General features: G+C 66.6%; 17 protein-coding genes. 8 read left to right on the top strand and 9 right to left on the bottom strand.

Annotated elements, in window-relative coordinates; all coding sequences use genetic code 11:
• Positions 1–57 precede the first annotated feature (57 nt).
• Positions 58–1,143: a L,D-transpeptidase gene (locus tag K8940_RS05850; RefSeq protein ID WP_223393689.1), complete on the top strand. Its 1,086-nt coding sequence runs from the start codon at positions 58–60 to the stop codon at positions 1,141–1,143.
• A gap of 48 nt (positions 1,144–1,191) precedes the next feature.
• On the opposite strand, the gene K8940_RS05845 is transcribed toward K8940_RS05850, so the two are convergent.
• Positions 1,192–1,959 carry a class I SAM-dependent methyltransferase gene (locus K8940_RS05845; protein WP_223393687.1) on the bottom strand — a complete coding sequence of 256 codons (768 nt, stop codon included), beginning with the start codon at positions 1,957–1,959 and terminating at the stop codon, positions 1,192–1,194.
• A 231-nt stretch (positions 1,960–2,190) separates the two neighbouring features.
• Between K8940_RS05845 and K8940_RS05840 the strand changes: the two genes are divergently transcribed.
• Positions 2,191–2,589, top strand: coding sequence for a beta/gamma crystallin family protein (locus tag K8940_RS05840; RefSeq protein ID WP_223393685.1), 399 nt, complete (start codon positions 2,191–2,193; stop codon positions 2,587–2,589).
• 80 nt (positions 2,590–2,669) lie between these two features.
• The gene (locus K8940_RS05835) at positions 2,670–2,807 is read left to right on the top strand and encodes an entericidin A/B family lipoprotein (protein WP_223393683.1); all 138 of its coding nucleotides are present in this window, start codon (positions 2,670–2,672) and stop codon (positions 2,805–2,807) included.
• 27 nt (positions 2,808–2,834) lie between these two features.
• On the opposite strand, the gene K8940_RS05830 is transcribed toward K8940_RS05835, so the two are convergent.
• The gene (locus K8940_RS05830; RefSeq protein WP_223393681.1) at positions 2,835–3,002 is read right to left on the bottom strand and encodes a hypothetical protein; all 168 of its coding nucleotides are present in this window, start codon (positions 3,000–3,002) and stop codon (positions 2,835–2,837) included.
• Positions 3,003–3,275: 273 nt separating this feature from the next.
• Between K8940_RS05830 and K8940_RS05825 the strand changes: the two genes are divergently transcribed.
• From K8940_RS05825 to K8940_RS05810, 4 genes are all read left to right on the top strand, one after another.
• The gene (locus K8940_RS05825) at positions 3,276–3,668 is read left to right on the top strand and encodes a DUF983 domain-containing protein (protein WP_223393679.1); all 393 of its coding nucleotides are present in this window, start codon (positions 3,276–3,278) and stop codon (positions 3,666–3,668) included.
• Positions 3,669–3,882: 214 nt separating this feature from the next.
• Positions 3,883–4,038, top strand: coding sequence for a DUF3309 family protein (locus K8940_RS05820; protein WP_081916837.1), 156 nt, complete (start codon positions 3,883–3,885; stop codon positions 4,036–4,038).
• Positions 4,039–4,097: 59 nt separating this feature from the next.
• Positions 4,098–5,549: an MFS transporter gene (locus tag K8940_RS05815; protein ID WP_223393678.1), complete on the top strand. Its 1,452-nt coding sequence runs from the start codon at positions 4,098–4,100 to the stop codon at positions 5,547–5,549.
• A 41-nt stretch (positions 5,550–5,590) separates the two neighbouring features.
• Positions 5,591–6,340 carry a DUF599 domain-containing protein gene (locus K8940_RS05810; protein ID WP_223393677.1) on the top strand — a complete coding sequence of 250 codons (750 nt, stop codon included), beginning with the start codon at positions 5,591–5,593 and terminating at the stop codon, positions 6,338–6,340.
• A gap of 589 nt (positions 6,341–6,929) precedes the next feature.
• On the opposite strand, the gene K8940_RS05805 is transcribed toward K8940_RS05810, so the two are convergent.
• Positions 6,930–8,465 (bottom strand): class I SAM-dependent methyltransferase, encoded by a 1,536-nt coding sequence (locus K8940_RS05805; protein WP_223393676.1) that lies wholly within the window; start codon positions 8,463–8,465, stop codon positions 6,930–6,932.
• Positions 8,466–8,625: 160 nt separating this feature from the next.
• Between K8940_RS05805 and K8940_RS05800 the strand changes: the two genes are divergently transcribed.
• Complete coding sequence (locus K8940_RS05800) at positions 8,626–9,948, top strand: glycosyltransferase (RefSeq protein ID WP_223393675.1); 1,323 nt, start codon at positions 8,626–8,628, stop codon at positions 9,946–9,948.
• Here the strand turns inward: K8940_RS05800 and K8940_RS05795 are convergent.
• From K8940_RS05795 to gmd, 6 genes are read right to left on the bottom strand one after another with little or no spacing between them, the layout of a single operon-like run.
• On the bottom strand, positions 9,945–11,537 hold the full coding sequence (locus tag K8940_RS05795; protein ID WP_223393674.1) for a TolC family outer membrane protein: 1,593 nt from the start codon (positions 11,535–11,537) through the stop codon (positions 9,945–9,947). The genes K8940_RS05800 and K8940_RS05795 overlap by 4 nt on opposite strands.
• A 57-nt stretch (positions 11,538–11,594) precedes the next feature.
• Entirely contained in the window at positions 11,595–12,632 is a 1,038-nt protein-coding gene (locus K8940_RS05790) for a glycosyltransferase family 4 protein (RefSeq protein WP_223393673.1), read from the bottom strand.
• On the bottom strand, positions 12,629–13,666 hold the full coding sequence (locus K8940_RS05785; protein ID WP_223393672.1) for a glycosyltransferase family 4 protein: 1,038 nt from the start codon (positions 13,664–13,666) through the stop codon (positions 12,629–12,631). The genes K8940_RS05790 and K8940_RS05785 overlap by 4 nt, the downstream gene beginning before the upstream one ends.
• A 3-nt stretch (positions 13,667–13,669) precedes the next feature.
• Positions 13,670–14,785, bottom strand: coding sequence for a DegT/DnrJ/EryC1/StrS family aminotransferase (locus K8940_RS05780; RefSeq protein WP_223393670.1), 1,116 nt, complete (start codon positions 14,783–14,785; stop codon positions 13,670–13,672).
• Positions 14,782–15,429: an acetyltransferase gene (locus tag K8940_RS05775; RefSeq protein WP_223393668.1), complete on the bottom strand. Its 648-nt coding sequence runs from the start codon at positions 15,427–15,429 to the stop codon at positions 14,782–14,784. Before K8940_RS05775 ends, K8940_RS05780 begins: the two co-directional genes overlap by 4 nt.
• Positions 15,429–16,406 (bottom strand): GDP-mannose 4,6-dehydratase, encoded by a 978-nt coding sequence (gmd, locus tag K8940_RS05770; RefSeq protein WP_223393666.1) that lies wholly within the window; start codon positions 16,404–16,406, stop codon positions 15,429–15,431. The genes K8940_RS05775 and gmd overlap by 1 nt, the downstream gene beginning before the upstream one ends.
• Positions 16,407–16,454 lie beyond the last annotated feature (48 nt).

The raw sequence follows: 16,454 nt of genomic DNA, 5'->3' as shown, positions 1-16,454 counted from the left end.
GGCTCAAGCCTTGAGACAGGAGAGTCGTTCCCGCTCTTTGCCCTGTTCGGAGTCCGCATGACCGGTCTGGTTTCCCGCTTCGCCTTGATCGCCGTGCTGGCCCTTTCGGCCTGTGACGACAAACCACCGGCCAAGCCCGCCCCCGCCCAGACCGCCCAGAAGAGCCCGGCGCCGACTCCGGTGGTCCCCGCGCCGCCGGCCGCGGCCGCCACCTCGCCGATCGCCCAGGCGATCAACGCCGCGGCCTTCGATCCGGCCGCGACCGGCCCCGACGCCCAGCGCGATCTGCTGGTCCGGGTCCAGACCCTGCTGGACCGCGCCCACTTTTCGCCCGGCGTCATCGATGGCCGCGAAGGGACGAACCTGACCCTGGCGATCAAGGCTTTCCAGGCGTCGCGCGACCTGGCCGCCACGGGCGAGATCACCCAGGAACTGGTCGACACCCTGACGGCCGGCGACGGCGGCCCGGTGCTGGTCGACTACCAGATCACCGCCCAGGACGTGGCCGGCCCGTTCTCCCCCGAACTGCCGAAGGAAGACTACGAGGCGATGGCCCAGCTGCCGGCGATGAACTACCACACACCGCTGGAAGCGCTGGCCGAGCGCTTCCACATGGACGAGGCGCTGCTGCAGCTGCTCAATCCGGGCGCCGACTTCGCGGCGGCGGGGACGACGATCGTCGTGGTCGCGGCCGGCGCGGACACGCTGGATCGCAAGGTCGAGCGCATCGAGATCGACAAGGCCTTGGGCCAGGTCCGCGCCTTCGACAAGGACGGCGTCGAGCTGGCGGTCTATCCGGCCACGGTGGGCAGCACCGAACGCCCCGCCCCGTCCGGCGAGTGGGCGGTCCGCACCCTGGCCCCGGCCCCGACCTACACCTATGACCCGTCGCGCCTGACCTTCGGCAAGCCCAAGGGCAAGCTGACCATCAAGGCCGGCCCCAACAACCCGGTCGGCTCGACCTGGATCGACCTGACCAAGGACACTTACGGCATCCACGGCACGCCCGACCCCAAGCTGGTCAACAAGCGCGCCTCGCACGGCTGCGTGCGCCTGACCAACTGGGACGCGGCCGAGTTGGGCTCGGCCGTGAACAAGGGCGCCAAGGTGATCTTCATGGGCGCGGAGGCTCGGGCCTCCTAGCCCCTGGATCCCGGGTCGGCTATGCCGCCCGGGATGACAGCTTCGCTGTCACTTGGGCTTGCGGAACTTCAGGATGAACTGATCCGTCTTGCCGCGAATGCCGGGGTCGAAGACGCTGGCCGTGTGCGGGTCCGCCGCGCTGGCCAGCAGCGGGCTCTCGGCTTCCAGCTTGAAGCCGGCGGCCTCGACCTCGCTCTTCACGGCGGCGATGTCGATGCGGTGCAGACTGTCGGCGGCTGTGATCCCCGAGCCGGCGGCGGCGGCGTGGTCGATGACCAGGAACACCCCGCCCGGCTTCAGCGACTTGAAGATCTCGGCGTTGGCCTTGGCCGCCATGTCCACCGGGAACGGCTTCAGGTGCATGTCGTGATAGTTCTGGACGGTGATCAGGACGTCGACGTTGTCCGGCAGGTCCAGGGCCGCCATCGGACCGTTCAGCGGCTTCACGTTCGACAGAGCCGCCGCGACGGCCTTCTGGTCCTCGCCGTACTGGGCCTTGAACTTGATGAACTCCGCCGGCTGGTAGGCGTAGACGGTTCCGTTCGGGCCCACGGCGGCGGAGATCAGGCGCGTGAAGTAACCACCGCCCATGATGTAGTCGACGACGGTGTCGCCCGGCTTCACCTCGGCCAGGGCGAGGACCTCGCCCGGATGGCGCGCGGCGTCGCGAGCCGTATCGGCCGCCGGGCGCGAAGGATCCGCCAGCGCCTTGGCGATGTTGGCGGGAACCTCGGCGAACGCCACGCCGCCGGCGCTCAGCGCGCCGAAGGCCAGAACACCAACGGCCAGAGCCGAAACCAACTGCATGCGAGCCATGAGCGCGCCTCCTCCCTGTTGTGGCGTCTGTCGTAGCAGGCCCCGAGGCCTCGACGAACGGCGTTATCATGAAGTTTCGGCAAGGTTCGCCCAAACCGGTCGTCGGCGCGACGAAGCCAAGCGCATTGAACCTTGGCCGTTCAGGCGCCGTTCAGTTGGCGGGCGGCTAGCTGGCTCCACATCGAAGCGAGACCTTCGAACAGACGGCCTCGTCGCCAAGGAGACGATATGATGCGCAAGACCGCTTTCCTGATCACCTGCGGGGCCGTCGCCCTGTTGAGCACCGGCGCCTTCGCCCAGGACCGCGACCATGGCGGCGATCGGCGCGACGACCGCTATGACCGCCGTGACGACCGGCGCGACGATCGTCGCGGTCGCTGGGGCGTCGACCTGGTGGTGTTCGAGCATCGCGACTTCGGCGGCGACTCCCGGCCGATCCGAGGCGAAGAGCCCGACCTGACCCGGATCGGCTTCAACGACCGCATCTCGTCGCTGCGGGTGATGCGTGGCCAATGGGAGTTCTGCGAGCACGCCTACTTCCAGGGGCGCTGCTGGCGCTACGACTACGACGCCGGCGTGCTGCCCAATAAGCAGAACGACCGCTTCAGCTCGATCCGCCGAATTCGCTGACCATGAGAGGCGTCGGGCCCTTGAAGCTCGGCGCCCCCCACGGTTAAGGTCCCGCGCTTTCAGAAGTGGAGCTTGAATTCATGCGCAAGATCGTCGTCCTCGCCGCCGCCGCGGCCGCCCTGCTGGTCTCGGCCTGCAACACCATCGAAGGCGCGGGCCGCGACGTCGCGTCCGCCGGCAAGGCCGTCAGCGGCGCCGCCCGCGACGCCAAGAACTAGGCCAGGGCGATAGCTCAGAAGGGGACGCTAGGCGTCCTCTTCCCGCGAGGTTTCCGCGCCGATCGTCCGCTTCTCGTGCGGGGCGACGGCGCCCTCCGGGGCGTGGCGAACCGCGTGCTCGGCCTTTGACGCCGCCTCGCCCGCCCGGGGCGGCCGCAAAGATCCTTCGATGGGCTTTTGAGTGTCCTCGGCCATGTCTCGCCTCGCCTTTCCAGAACAGACGATCAACGTCGCGTCGCTCTGGACAGTTCCGGCAACCTCGGATCGAGGACTCGGATTCCCGGAACATCGATCCGAGAGATATCCTTCATTAACCAGGATCATTCCCGAAGAGCACCCGAATATCGGTTTCATGCCGATGACGCGAAAGGCGCCACGAACTAGTTCAGCGTTACTTACCGCCACCTCGGACAAAACGTCGCCGTGCGACCGCAAGTCGCCCTTTTCTCAACGCGCCCGAAGGCGCATATGAGCGCCATGTCAGAGCCCCAGTCCGCGTCTCCCCTGCTCACCGGTCTCAAGCGAGGCCTCCTGCACCGCTGCCCCAACTGCGGCGACGGGCGGCTGTACATGCGCTACCTGAAGGTCGATCCCGAATGCGAGGCGTGCGGCCACGAGCTCGCGCGCTATCCGGCCGACGACGGCCCGGCCTATTTCACCATCCTGCTGATCGGCCACCTGGTCGTGGCGCCGCTGCTGTTCTTCCCCTGGGTCTGGGAAGGTCCGCCGCTCCTCGTGGTCCCCGTATGCGTGACCGCGCTGGCGTTGCTGACCCTACTGACCCTGCCGCGCGTGAAGGGCGGCGTGATCGGCGCCCTGTGGGCCATCCGCCTGAGCAAAGCCGAAGATACGCCGGCCTAGAACCGCCCCCCTTTGGATGGGGCCATCCAAAGGGATGATCAAGCTCGACTCTAACATTGAGAGCCCTCCGAGCGCTTTGAATGATTTCATTCAAAGCTAAGGGCTCTCCCGGGGAACCAAACGGCACGGAACCGATAAGCGTCGCCGCGAATTCCGAAGTCCTGACCTAGCGTCGCCAAGGTGGCGGACGCGGATTGGAGGGAAACTTCGGACCATGCTCGGCACGATCCTCATCATCATCCTGATCCTCGCCCTCATCGGCGCCCTGCCGACCTGGGGTCACAGCCGCTCTTGGGGCTACTTCCCCAGCGGCGGCCTCGGCCTGATCCTTGTGATCATCATCATCCTGGTCCTGCTCGGCAGGATCTAGCATTGCCCTAGAACGGCGTTCGCCTAAGCTCCCCCTCCAAACGGGGAGGGGGAGTTCACATGACGGCGACCGCCGATGCGGGGCCAGGCGCCGAGGGCGCTCGCCTCTCGCCGCTGAACCGCGCCAAGGCCATCCTGGGCGGCTCGGCCGGCAATCTGGTCGAATGGTACGACTGGTTCGCCTACGCAGCCTTTACCCTCTATTTCGCCCCGGCCTTCTTCCCCAAGGGCGACCAGACTGTGCAGCTGCTGCAGGCGGCCGCCGTGTTCTTCCTGGGCTTCGTGGCCCGCCCGATCGGGGCGTGGCTGATGGGGATGTACGCCGACCACGCGGGCCGTCGCGCCGCCCTCTCGGCGTCGGTCGCCCTGATGTGCGGCGGCGCGCTGATCATCGCCATCACCCCCGGCTTCAAGACCATCGGCCTGTGGGCCCCGGCCATCCTGCTCTTCGCCCGCGTGCTGCAGGGCCTCTCGGTCGGCGGCGAGTACGGCGCCAGCGCCACCTATATGAGCGAGATGGCCGGCAGGGCCCGCCGGGGTTTCTGGTCCAGCTTCCACTACGTGACCCTGATCGCCGGCCAACTGCTGGCCCTGGCCGTGCTGATCGTGTTGCAACGACTGCTGCCCGAGACCGAGCTGAAGGCTTGGGGCTGGCGCGTTCCGTTCGTGATCGGCGCCCTGCTGGCCGTGGTGGTGTTCTGGATCCGCCGGGGCCTGGAGGAGAGCATCGCCTTCAAGCGTCCGGCCCAGCGCGAGACCCTGTCGCGCGGCCAGGTCGCCAGCGCCGGGATCTTCCTGGCCCTGACCGTGATCGCCGGCGCGCTGGGCGTCACCACCGGTCCGCTGGCCAAGCCCGGCCAATATCTGGGCGCGGTGTTCCTGGTGCTGTTCTTCGTCTCGCTGATCGTGCCGCTGATCCGCCGCCACCCGCGCGAGAGCCTGCTGATCATGGGCCTGACGGCCGGCGGCTCGCTGACCTTCTACGTCTACACGACCTACATGCAGAAGTTCCTGGTCAACACGGCCGGCTTCAGCAAGGGTCAGGCGTCCGAGGTCAGCGCGCTCAGCATGATCGGTTTCATGCTGCTGCAGCCGTTGGCCGGCTGGCTGTCGGACCGCTTTGGCCGCAAGCCGATGCTGATCCTGGCCTTTGGCGGCGGCGCCCTGACCATCTGGCCGATCATGACCGGCATCAGCCAGACCGCCTCGGTGACCACGGCCCTGGCCCTGATCCTGGCCGGCATGGCGTTCCAGTCCTGCTACACGTCGATCAGCGCGGTGGTGAAGGCCGAGATGTTCCCCGCCCACATCCGCGCCCTGGGCGTGGCCCTGCCCTACGCCCTGGCCAACGTGCTGTTCGGCGGCACGGCCGAGATGGTCGCCCTGGCCTTCAAGCACGGCGGCATGGAGAGCACCTTCTACTTCTATGTCGCTGGCGTCATGACCCTGGGCCTGCTCTGTTCGATCATCCTGAAGGACACTGGACGCAATAGTCTGATTATTGAGGACTGAACCCCGTTTTCCGACTCTCCGCGGCCGTCTAGATTTCGCCCATGCATCTGCTCGACACCCTCGTCCTGACCGTCTTCGCCGCCTGCTGGCTGCTCTACGAGCCCTTGCTCAAGCGTCTGGGCGAAGGCGGGGGCGTGCTGAACACCGACATGACCGTGATCCGCCGCCGGTGGATGCAGGAGATGGCGGTGCGCGAAATCGCGCTGCTGGATGGGCAGTTGCTGGGTCACGCCATCAACTCGGCCAGCTTCTTCGCCTCGTCGAACCTGATCCTGATCGCCGCCGCGGCCGGGGTGCTGTTCGGCGGCGACAGCGCCTGGAAGAGCGTCGAGGGCCTGGCCGTGCTGGCCAAGACCTCGCCCATGATGTTCCAGATCAAGCTGGGCCTAGTGCTGGTGGCCCTGGCGCGGGGGCTGCTCGACTTCATCTGGTCGATCCGCCAGATGAACTACTGCCTGGCCGCGATCGGCGCCGCGCCGATGTGGGCTCCGGCGGCCGTGCTGGCCGAGTACGCTGAAGCCGCGGGCGGCATCCTCAATCCGGCCCTGTCGGCCTTCAACGCCGGCGTGCGGGCTTACTACTTCGCGCTGGCGGCCGCCGTCTGGCTGCTGGGTCCGATGCCATTCCTGGCGGCGACGCTGGGGGCCATGACCCTGCTGCTCTGGCGCCAGCGTCGCAGCCGCGCCTCCACGGCCGTGCGCAAGGTGCGCCAGATCCTGGAACGCCAGCCGGTCGTGCACGGCCCCCACCTGACGCGCCTGAACCCGCCCCCGCCGGAAGACCGGATCTAGGGCGAACACCGCATTTGAGTTCTGAAAAGCTTGGCCAGAGGAACGCCGCCCCACGCGCGGCGTTAATCTCGCCGCGAACACCATGACCCCAGATGCGATAAGCCCCGCCGGTGACGAGAGTCTCCGGCGGGGCTAATGGGAAGTCTTGTGGGTAGACAAGTTCTTCATACCTTAACCGCCGGCGTTTCGCAACCACCTTGCTTCGGGAATTCGACATTTCGTCGTGAATTCGCCTTGCAACTTCCGATATTGCAACGCTCGCGGCAGATTCCCACGACAACGGCCGAAATATCGAAGGCCGGCCACGCCAGGGGAGCGAGGGCCTCCAGGATCTTTCATTTATAGAGTTCTGGAACGCGGGATTATAGCGCAATCATCTTCGCCAAGGCCGAGCTTTGAACACTAGACATTCGGTCAATCTATACGAGACACCCCAAACTACATTCTTCACTCGCACCTATTCCGTCTGAAAGCGTTCGAAGATTTAGCAATCACTCTCCGGACATCCCCGCCGCGCCCATCGGCTCGAGCCGTCGCCAAAGCGGTCACGCCGACCCATTCAAGCCGCACTATCGCTAAGCGAGAAGGCTTAGATCCCCAAGGCGGTCCAAACCGGCAAGACCTTGGAACCCCACTGCTCGGCCTGCGATTTGAGTTCGGTCAGGTTATCCTCGCCTTGCAAGGCGACACCTTCCTTGAGGAGGACCTGCCCTTGCGCTCGAAGCACAGACCACGCGGCCTCGGCCCAATCGGTCGGCGTCTTGCCGCCGTTCTGCTTGCCGAGCCAGAAGAGCTGGTGGAAGCGCTGCGCCGGAATCCCACCGCCCGTTACCGGTGACGCGAAATAGGCGATATCACCCACCGACAGCGAATGGCGCGCGATCGCCTCGTTAAGCGCCTGAGTCCGGGCCTTGGCCTTGCTGACGTCCCGCCCCGGCGCGGCGGGCTGGATCGCGCCGAGACCAAGCAGGATCGACAACGCTGAGTTCAGTTGGGTGAACGTGACACTCTTGCCGCCGACGTGAGTCTCCAACTCCAGGATCGTGTGGGGTTTGTAGTCCAGCAGCAACTCGTAGATCGGCTGATAGATCGCATCGATCAGACCGGCCTCGCCCTTCACGCCGCGCACCTTGGCGGGCAGGTCTTCTCGGGCCACGGTCAACACCACGCGCTCTTCACGCATCGCCGCCAACTGCTCATGACCGACAAGCGCGCGCACGCCGCGCACCCAGTAGTCCCGCCGGAACTGCTGGTTCATGCAGTAGTCGCGGATCGTCTCCCGGAGCGAGACATCGGGCAAGTTCCGCATGAACTCCGCCTGCGCGGGCGTCAGGTTCACCTCGTTGAGATTGTCCAGGGTGTGGGCCGACGTCGCGAACCCGACCTTGGCGTCGCCAAGCCAATCCTCGATGTCGGCGAAGTACATCGGGTTCCAGTCGCGGTTCATATATTCATGGGCCAGATACTGGCGGTCCTGCCCCTTGATCATCTTCAGCCGCTCGGCCGCGCCGGGATTGGCCTTCGCGTAAATCGGATCGAGCGCGAAGAATTGCTCGATGAAATTCAAGGCCGCGTCGGTCTGGCCGATGACGCCCTGCCCAGGCGCGCCCATGACATCGGCGTGGCGCTTCATCAGGTGGCGGATCGGCGCTGAGGCCGACCAGCCCGGCAAGGTGTTGTAGGAGATGTAGAGGACGCCGCCCGGCCTCAGCTTGCGGCGGATGAAGTCGACCAGTACGCCGCGATTGGTGTCCGAGATCCAGGTCCAGATACCGTGCAGGCCGATGAAGTCGAAGTCCGGCAGGTCCGGGCGATTGCAGAACTCGGCGAACGCCTGATCATAGAGTTTGGCCTCGGCGCCGGCCAGACGGACCATTTCGGAGGCGAAGGACGCCTGGGCGGGGTTGAAGTCCGTGCCGTACCAGTTGACGCCTGGTTGCGCCGCCGCGTGGATCGAGACCGACAATCCCTGGCCAAAGCCCAGCTCGCAGGCGTTCTCGATCTTAGGCGCGTGGCGGCCGATCATCAGAAGCGGCAGACGGCAACGGAGCGGGTTGAGCTCTCCGTAATAGCCGAAGGTGTAGTTCACGTCCGTGACGTAGCCGGCGTTCCATTCGGTCGACACAGGTCCCCCCGTCGTTTGCCCCGATCAGAAAATTCGATTGTTCGTTGCCAGCAGCCCAACGCCGGCGCTTGGTCCATGACGGACCGCGCCTTTCCCGTGGCCTTTCAACGTCTCAAATCGCTATAGGTTTCCCTCTCGTTCGACCCGCCCCGGCTTGAGTATGAAATCCCGTCTCCTCGCGCTCTGGCGCGGCCTGCCTGTTCCCGTCCGCCGCGCCGCGCATCTGACCGCCGGCGCGCCGGGCGCGGCGTTCAGGGCCACGTCCGAGGCCATCGACCGAGCGGCCAAGGCGCGGGCCGAGCAGGCGGCGCGGGCAGCCAAGGCGCGGGCCGAACGGAAGGCCCAGGCGCGAGCGCGCCGCCGCGCCCGGCGCCGCGGCCTGCCCCCGTCCCTCCCGGTCACCGTCGTCGGCTTCCATGGCGCCGTGCACGGCCTGGGCGAGGGCGCGCGCATGCTGGCGCGCGGCTTGGCCGACGCGGGTCTCGCCACGCGCGCGATCGACCTGTCCGCCGAGGTGGGCTTTCCCATCGACCTACCCGTCGCCTTTCCGCCCCCCGCCGCCAGCGAGCGCGGCATGGTCATCTCGCACATCAACCCACCAGAGTTGCTGCGCTGGGCCCGCGCGACCGAGGGGCGTCCGCTGGAGGGCCGCCGCCACATCGGCTACTGGGCCTGGGAGCTGGAAGACGCGCCCGCCGACTGGGCGCCCGCCTTCGACCTGGTCGACGAGGTCTGGACCCCGTCGGCCTTCGCCGCTGACGCCATCCGCAAGATCGCGCCCGCCCGCGTGAAAGTCTCGCCCGCTCCCTACCCGCTCTATCTGAACCCGCGCCCCGCGCCCGACCGCGCCCGCTTCGGCTTTCCCGAAGGCGTGGTGGTGGTGCTGATCGCGTTCGACCTGCGCTCGACCGCCCAGCGCAAGAACCCCTACGCCGCCCTCCAGGCGTTCCGGAAGGCGCGGACCGCGACGGACAGGCCGGCCTTGCTGGTCTGCAAGATCGTCGGCGCGGACCTCTATCCGGAGACCCTCGAGGCGTTACGGGAAAGCGTCGCGGGCGATCCGTCGATCCGCCTGATGACCGAAAGCCTGTCCGCCGACGACATGGCCCTGCTGACCGCCAGCAGCGACATCATCCTCTCCCTGCACCGGTCAGAGGGTTACGGGCTGTTGCTGGCCGAGGCGATCTGGCTGGGCAAACCCACCCTGGCCACGGGCTGGTCCTCGAACGTGGAGTTCATGGATCCGGCGTCGAGCCAGTTGGTCGATTTCCAGCTGATCGCGGTCGAGGGCGACGGGGCCATCTACCGCGTGGGACGCTGGGCCGACGCCGATGTCGACGACGCGGCCGTCAAGCTGGCGCGGATGATCGGCGACGACGCCTTGCGCGGAGACATGGCCGCCGCGACAGCGCGCAACGGCCACGTCTCGTTCGATCGCGACGCCTGGCTGCGGATGACCCGCGCCCTGCTGCCTCTCGACTAGTTCTTCGGCGAGGTCTTGACGGGCGCGTCATCGCTCAGCGCTGGCAACTCGTTGATCGACTGTGGCGGCTTTATCTGATCGGCCGAGATCGGCTTGGCTGGCAGCTCGCTGGACGGCGGGCGGATCGGGGTCGTGTCACCGGCCTCCGGCTTCTTCGCCTCCATCGGCAGGGCGATCTTGTCGAGGCTCTGAACGATCAGATCGGTCGGCAGCATGCCCTTGTAGCGCACCTTCTTGAAGTGCCGCGCCGGGTCGTATGACGCGACGCCCGGGGCCAGATTGCCGACCTCCAGCGTGCCGACCTGAGCCAGCAGTTGCAGGCGGCCGACATATTCGTTGGCGCGGCCGCGCACGAAGCCAATCTGAGCGTTCTGCAGCTCGGCCTGGGCGTTCAGCACCTCGATGGTGCTACGCAGGGCGAAGCGCTCTTCCTCGCGAACACCGTAGAAGGCGATCGTATCGGCCTTCATTTCCTCTTCCTGACTGACCAGCGCCTTACGCGCGGCCACCAGCTGGTCCCAGTACTGCGAGACACCCAGCACCATGTTGCGGCGGGCGTCGTCGATCAGCAGCTTGTCGCGGTTGTTTTCCTCGATCGACTGGCGGACCTGCGAGTTCAGCTGTCCGGAGGAAAACAGGGGCTGGCTCAGGGTGATCGACGCGTTCAGCGTATTGGAGCGGTTGGACTCCTTGGCGCTGTAGGGAAGATAGGGTGCATTGCGATAGTCCGCGCGCGCCGAGACGGAGAATAGACGTTGGGCCCGCGCCTCGGCGACGCCCAGGCGGGAAGCTTTTTCGGTGAAAAGCGCCGCGTTCAGCGTCGGATTGGCTTCCTCGGCTTGGTTGAAGGCCTCATCCAGCGTGGCGGGCAGACCGTCGATGTCCGGCTCGGGCTCGAGATCGGTGGGCAGATGGCCAATGAGAGACGCATAGTAGGCGATGCTGACGTTCAATTGCGCTTGGGCGTTCGCTAGCTGGGTGCTGGCCGACGCCAGACGCGCCTTGGCCTGCTGCACGTCGGTGAGCGTCACCTGACGAACGCTGTACTTGTCCTCGGTGTCCTGCAGCTGCTTGCGCAGGAAGGTCTCGCCGCCCTGGCTGATGCGCAGCACCTCGCGGTCACGGCGCACCGACACATAGGCGTTGGTCACCTTGACCAGCAGGTCCATCTCGATCCGCCGCAGGTTCTCGCGGGAAGCTCTGATCTGGGCTTCGACGCCGGCGAGGCGGGCGGCGTAACGGCCGTTCGTGTAGAGCGCCTGGCTGACAGAGAGGTCGGTAGATTGGCTGGTCGCGTCCGCGCCCCCCCCTAGCGGCCGCGTCTGCGGCCCCCGAGCGTAGGAATAACCCTCCGAGACCTGCGCGCTGCCCTGCAGGCCGTAGGCCGCGCGGGCCTGGGTGTAGTTTTCGTCCAGAGCGCGCATGGCCGCGCGTTGGGCCTGGATGTTGGGATTGCTCTGATAGGCGGCGGTGATCGCGTCGGCCAGGCTCTCAGCGTGCGCGAGGCCGGCGACGCCCGAGGCGGCCATGGCGACGGCCATGGCGATCACGGAGGACCGGACGGACAGAACTTTCGACAACACTCGCATTTTTCCAGACTTCCACGGCGCCCGCCGGAGACCGGCGTTCAACCCAATGTTTATGGCTTAATCAAGAAGGCGACGCACTGTCGCCTCCCATGTGACATTCTTGTTGCGCCAGAGGTCACGCGCCGCGGCCCCTCGCGATATTGCCCGCGCCCTGTCGGACGTTAAACCAACCAACGCGTGAGCCAGCGCCTCGGGCGTCGGCTCGGCCACCGCGCCGGTGTCCTCGTTGACGATTTCCAGCAGGCCGCCGGAGTCGGTGACAGTCAGCACCGCCTTGCCGGCGGCGAAGGCTTCCATGGTCACGTAGCCGACGCTGTCCTCGTCGAACGGCAGGTAGGCGCAGACCAGGGCGTCGTTCGCCCAGCGGGCGATGTCCTCACGCGGATGGAATCCGAAGCGCAGGTCGACGCGGTCCGTCAGGTCCAGGTCCTCGACCAGCTTGGTCAGGCGATCGGCATAGGCCTGGTTCTCCGGCGGACCGGCGATCACCAGGCGTAGGCCGTTCGGGATCAGGGCCAGGGCCTCGATCAGCAGATGCTGACGCTTGCCCGCCGCCACCCGGCCACCGGCGAAGACATAGTTCCCGTAGTCGCCGCCCGTGAACAGCTCGCCGTCATTGAGCGGCGGATACAGCACCTCGCTGGCCACGCCGTTGAACTTCATCAGCCGGTTCTGGGTGACCGGCGAGTTGCAGTAGATCCGGCGGCACTCGGCGAAACACGCGTTGTCGGCCGCCTTGATCGCCGCCTTCACGGTCCGCCCCTTCTCGTCGAAATCCAGGTGGCTCTGGCCGGCTTCCGAAAGGTCGTAGGCCTGGCGGAACTGGTGCAGCAGCCACAGCACCTTGTCGTGGTGCGGGATCAGATAGGCCGGGAACTTCAGGCCGATCACGCGGTCGACATTGTGCAGCCGCAGCCCCTTGGAGATCAGCATCTCCTCGATCAGGCGCTCGGCGGGCTCCCAGGTGAACGGTACGCGGACGAGTTCTGACTGGACGCCGGGCGTGGCGTTCAGCCGGCGGACCAGATGGTCGGCCAGTTCCTCGGCGCCGCCACGCTGGAACGGCGCGGCGTTGTTGACGACCAGGACCTTCATGCCGTCAGCCGCTCCACGACGGTGCTCCAGTCGATCTTCATCTCGGCCAGCCGGTTCAGCGAGGCGGTTCCCATGGTTTCAACGCCCCGCCTGTTGGCGTGCAGGCGGTCGAACTGCTCGGCCAGCGCCCGCGGATCGGGCTCGCTGATCAGGCCGTTGCGACCATGCTCGACCAACTCCAGAACGCCGCCGGAGTCGGTGGTGGTGACGATCGCCTTGCGAGCGTGGGCGCCTTCCAGCGACGGATAGCCATAGCTGTCCTCGTCCTTGGGCAGGTAGGCGACGGCCAGCGCCGCCTTGAGCATTTCGGCCTTCTCGTCCTCGCTGATCCAGCGGTCCTCGAGGATCACGCGATCCTGGACGCCCAGGTCCTTGGTCATTTGGACCAGCTGGCGGCCATACTCGGCGCTGGACGCGGTCCCGGCCAGGCGCAGCTTCACGCCGGTCTTCACGTGCTGCATGGCCTCGATCATCAGGGCCTGGCGCTTGTGCGGCTCGAGGCGCGAGATGGCGACGATCTCGTCGCCATAGCCGGTGTGGGTGAAGCGCTCGGGCTTGTAGACCGGCGGATACAGCGGCGTGGCGTCCAGGCCATTGAACCGCTTCAGGCGGTCGGCGACCACCTGGGAATTGGTGAAGACCGCGCGGCTCTCGGCGATGGCCCGGGTGTCGAGCGCCCGCAGGTTGTCGCGGATCGCCCGATGCTCGACGTCGTCGGGCATGCCGCGATAGGGCGTGTCCCACAGGTCGTAGAAGGTGCGGATGTGGTGGATGAACCACAGCACCTTGTTCGGATGATCCACCACATAGGCCGGCGGCCGGAAGCAGATCACCCGATCGCACCACTGGGTCAGGTCCATCATCCGCCAGGCGGCGATCTGATGCAGGAGTTCGTTCGGATCGTCGACGAACGGCAGGTAGAAGCGTTCGACCTGGTGTCCGGCCTCGACGAGCTTCTCCTCGAGCCACTCGACGATGAAGCGCGCCCCGCCGTTGATGAACGGCACGATCGAGGACAGCAGGACGATGCGCATCGGCTAGACCAGCACCTGGTCGAGCGCGGCGATGACGCGGTCGATGTCGGCCTCCGAGAGGCCGGCATGGGTCGGCAGGTTCAGGCCGTCCGCGCCGCAGACCTCGGCGTTCGCCAGGTCGCCGGTCGCCAGATGGGCGTAGGGCGGCATCACGTGCATCGGATAGAACACCGGGCGGCTCTCGATCCCCAGCCCGTCCAGATCCTTGATCACCTGGTCGCGCGAGATCGCGAGGCCCTCGCCCAGGCGCACCGTGTACATCCAGAACACGTGGCGGCCGGTGTCCTCGACATGCGGCTTGATCACCCGGTTGCCGAGGCGCGAAAGCTTCTCGTCGTACCAGGCCACGACCTGCTGGCGAGCAGCCAGATGCTCGTCGACCCTCTCCAGCTGCGCCAAGCCGATCGCGGCCTGGATATTGGTCATGCGATAGTTGAAGCCGACGACCGGGAACCAGTAGCGGCGGTTCAGGTCCATGCCCTGGCCGCGCAGCAGGCGCATCTGGGCGGCCAGCTCATCGTCGTCCGTCGTGATCATCCCACCCTCGCCGGTGGTGATGATCTTGTTGCCGAAGAAGCTGAAGGTCGCGCACGTGCCCAGGGCGCCGGACATCTTGCCCTTGTAGGTCGCCCCGACCGCCTCGGCGGCGTCCTCGACGACCTTGAGGCCGTGCTTCCTGGCGACATCCAGGATCGGATCCATGTCGCAGACCTGACCGTACAGGTGCACCGGCATGATCGCCTTGGTGCGCGGCGTGATCAGCGCTTCCAGCTTGGCCGGATCCAGGTTGAAGGTGCGCGGGTCGTTGTCGATCAGCACCGGGGTGGCGCCGCAATAGGTCACGGCGTTGGCCGAGGCGATATAGGTCAGGCTGGGCACGATCACCTCGTCGCCCGGTCCCACGCCCAGGGCCACCAGCGCCAGGTGCAGGGCCGTCGTGCCGTTGTTGCAGGCGATGGCGTGCTTGACCCCGCAATAGTCGGCGAAGGCCTTCTCGAAATCGGTGATGAAGCGGCCGACCGACGAGATCCAGGTCGAGTCCAGGCACTCCAGCACGTAGTCGCGCTCGTTGCCGTCCAGGCTGGGGGCGGCGACGGAAATACGCGGCGGACGGGTCAAGAACGCTCTCCTTTGATTTGGGCCGGCACGCCGACCGCCAGGACAGCCTCCGGCAGGTCGCGCACGACGACACCGCCGGCGCCGACGATGGCGTCCGCGCCGATGGTCACGCCCGGGATGACCCGCGCGCCGACGCCGAGGAAGGCCCGGTCGCCGATGCTGACGCCGCCGGCCAGGGCCGAGGCCGGACCCAAATGGCAAGCCGCGCCCAGGCGGCAGTCGTGATCGATGACAGCGCCGGTGTTGACGATGGCCAGGTCGCCGATCTGGCTTTCAGCGTTGATCACCACGCCCGCCATCACGGCCACCCCCTCGCCGATCCGAACGGTCGGCGAGATGATCGCCGAGGGGTGGATGGCGTTGACCAGGGAAAAGCCCAATGCCCGGGCCTTGCGCCCCAGTTTCTCGCGCAGCTGGTTGTCGCCGATCGCCACGAATAGCTCGGAAAGCCCCTGCTCTCTCAGCTCGGAAAGCTTGAGGTCGTCGCCGAGCACGGGAACGCCCAACACCTCGCGCGGCGTCGGATCCGCGTCGACGATCGCCGCCACCCGGCGGCCCGAAGCCCGCAGGCTTTCGATGACCACCTTGGCATGGCCGCCGCCGCCGATGATGACGACGCCCCCGATGGCGAGGGTGGCGCCCATCAGTTGCGCGACCGCCGTACGATATCGGCCTCGACCATCTCGGCGATCATTTCCTGCATGGTCGTCTTGGGCTCCCAGCCCAGCTTGGCCTTGGCCTTGGACGGGTCGCCCAGCAGCAGGTCCACCTCGGCCGGGCGCAGGAATTTCGGATTGATCGTGATGTGATCCTGATAGTTCAACCCGACGCTGGCGAAGGCCGCCTCGCACATCTGGCGCACCGTCCAGGTCTTGCCGGTGGCGACCACATAGTCGTCGGCGACCTCCTGCTGCAGCATCAGCCACATAGCCTCGACATAGTCCTTGGCGTGGCCCCAGTCGCGCTTGGCGTCCAGGTTGCCCAGCTCGACGGTCTTCTGCTGGCCCAGCTTGATGGCCGCCACCGCGTCGGTGACCTTGCGGGTCACGAACTCGATGCCGCGCAGCGGGCTCTCGTGGTTGAACAGGATGCCGCAGGACGTATGCAGGCCGTAGCTCTCGCGGTAGTTCACCGTCATCCAGTGGGCATAGAGCTTGGCCACCGCGTAGGGCGAGCGCGGATAGAACGGCGTGGTCTCCGACTGGATCGGATGCTGCACCAGCCCATACATCTCGGACGACGAGGCCTGGTAGAAGCGGGCCTGCGGGCATTCCATCCGCAGGGCTTCCAGGACGTTGGTGGTCCCCAGCCCCGTGACCGAACCGGTCAGGTGCGGCTGGTCCCACGAGGCGCCAACGAAGCTCTGGGCCGCCAGGTTGTAGATCTCGTCGGGCTGCACACGGCGCAGCAGGCGCGCGAGACCGCCCTCATCCAACAGGTCGCCCAGTTCGAAGCGGATGTCGTCATGGACGCCGATCCAGCGCAGGCGGTCGCCGATCACGTCGGCCGAGGCCGAGCGACGCAGCATGCCGTGAACGACGTAGCCCTTCTCCAGCAACAGCTTGGCGAGATACGCCCCATCCTGACCGGTGATGCCGGTGATCAAAGCCGTCTTCGCCACGCGCCTATCGACTCCAGTAACAACGAAGGGTCCTGACTACACTATTGG

Origin of the sequence: Caulobacter segnis (assembly GCF_019931575.1) — a bacterium.
Classification (GTDB): domain Bacteria; phylum Pseudomonadota; class Alphaproteobacteria; order Caulobacterales; family Caulobacteraceae; genus Caulobacter; species Caulobacter segnis_C.
The sequence above is the reverse complement of the archived record's forward strand: the minus strand, read 5'-3'. Positions and strand labels throughout refer to the sequence as shown.

Bases quoted from the DNA above. Each gene is read 5' to 3' on its own strand.
- K8940_RS05815 (WP_223393678.1), top strand. From the start codon at position 4,098: ATGACGGCGACCGCCGATGCGGGGCCAGGCGCCGAGGGCGCTCGCCTC.
- K8940_RS05810 (WP_223393677.1), top strand. From the start codon at position 5,591: ATGCATCTGCTCGACACCCTCGTCCTGACCGTCTTCGCCGCCTGCTGG.
- K8940_RS05795 (WP_223393674.1), bottom strand. From the start codon at position 11,537: ATGCGAGTGTTGTCGAAAGTTCTGTCCGTCCGGTCCTCCGTGATCGCC.
- K8940_RS05830 (WP_223393681.1), bottom strand. From the start codon at position 3,002: ATGGCCGAGGACACTCAAAAGCCCATCGAAGGATCTTTGCGGCCGCCC.
- K8940_RS05835 (WP_223393683.1), top strand. From the start codon at position 2,670: ATGCGCAAGATCGTCGTCCTCGCCGCCGCCGCGGCCGCCCTGCTGGTC.
- K8940_RS05800 (WP_223393675.1), top strand. From the start codon at position 8,626: ATGAAATCCCGTCTCCTCGCGCTCTGGCGCGGCCTGCCTGTTCCCGTC.
- K8940_RS05850 (WP_223393689.1), top strand. From the start codon at position 58: ATGACCGGTCTGGTTTCCCGCTTCGCCTTGATCGCCGTGCTGGCCCTT.
- K8940_RS05825 (WP_223393679.1), top strand. From the start codon at position 3,276: ATGAGCGCCATGTCAGAGCCCCAGTCCGCGTCTCCCCTGCTCACCGGT.
- K8940_RS05790 (WP_223393673.1), bottom strand. From the start codon at position 12,632: ATGAAGGTCCTGGTCGTCAACAACGCCGCGCCGTTCCAGCGTGGCGGC.
- K8940_RS05845 (WP_223393687.1), bottom strand. From the start codon at position 1,959: ATGGCTCGCATGCAGTTGGTTTCGGCTCTGGCCGTTGGTGTTCTGGCC.
- K8940_RS05775 (WP_223393668.1), bottom strand. From the start codon at position 15,429: ATGGGCGCCACCCTCGCCATCGGGGGCGTCGTCATCATCGGCGGCGGC.
- K8940_RS05840 (WP_223393685.1), top strand. From the start codon at position 2,191: ATGCGCAAGACCGCTTTCCTGATCACCTGCGGGGCCGTCGCCCTGTTG.
- K8940_RS05785 (WP_223393672.1), bottom strand. From the start codon at position 13,666: ATGCGCATCGTCCTGCTGTCCTCGATCGTGCCGTTCATCAACGGCGGG.
- K8940_RS05820 (WP_081916837.1), top strand. From the start codon at position 3,883: ATGCTCGGCACGATCCTCATCATCATCCTGATCCTCGCCCTCATCGGC.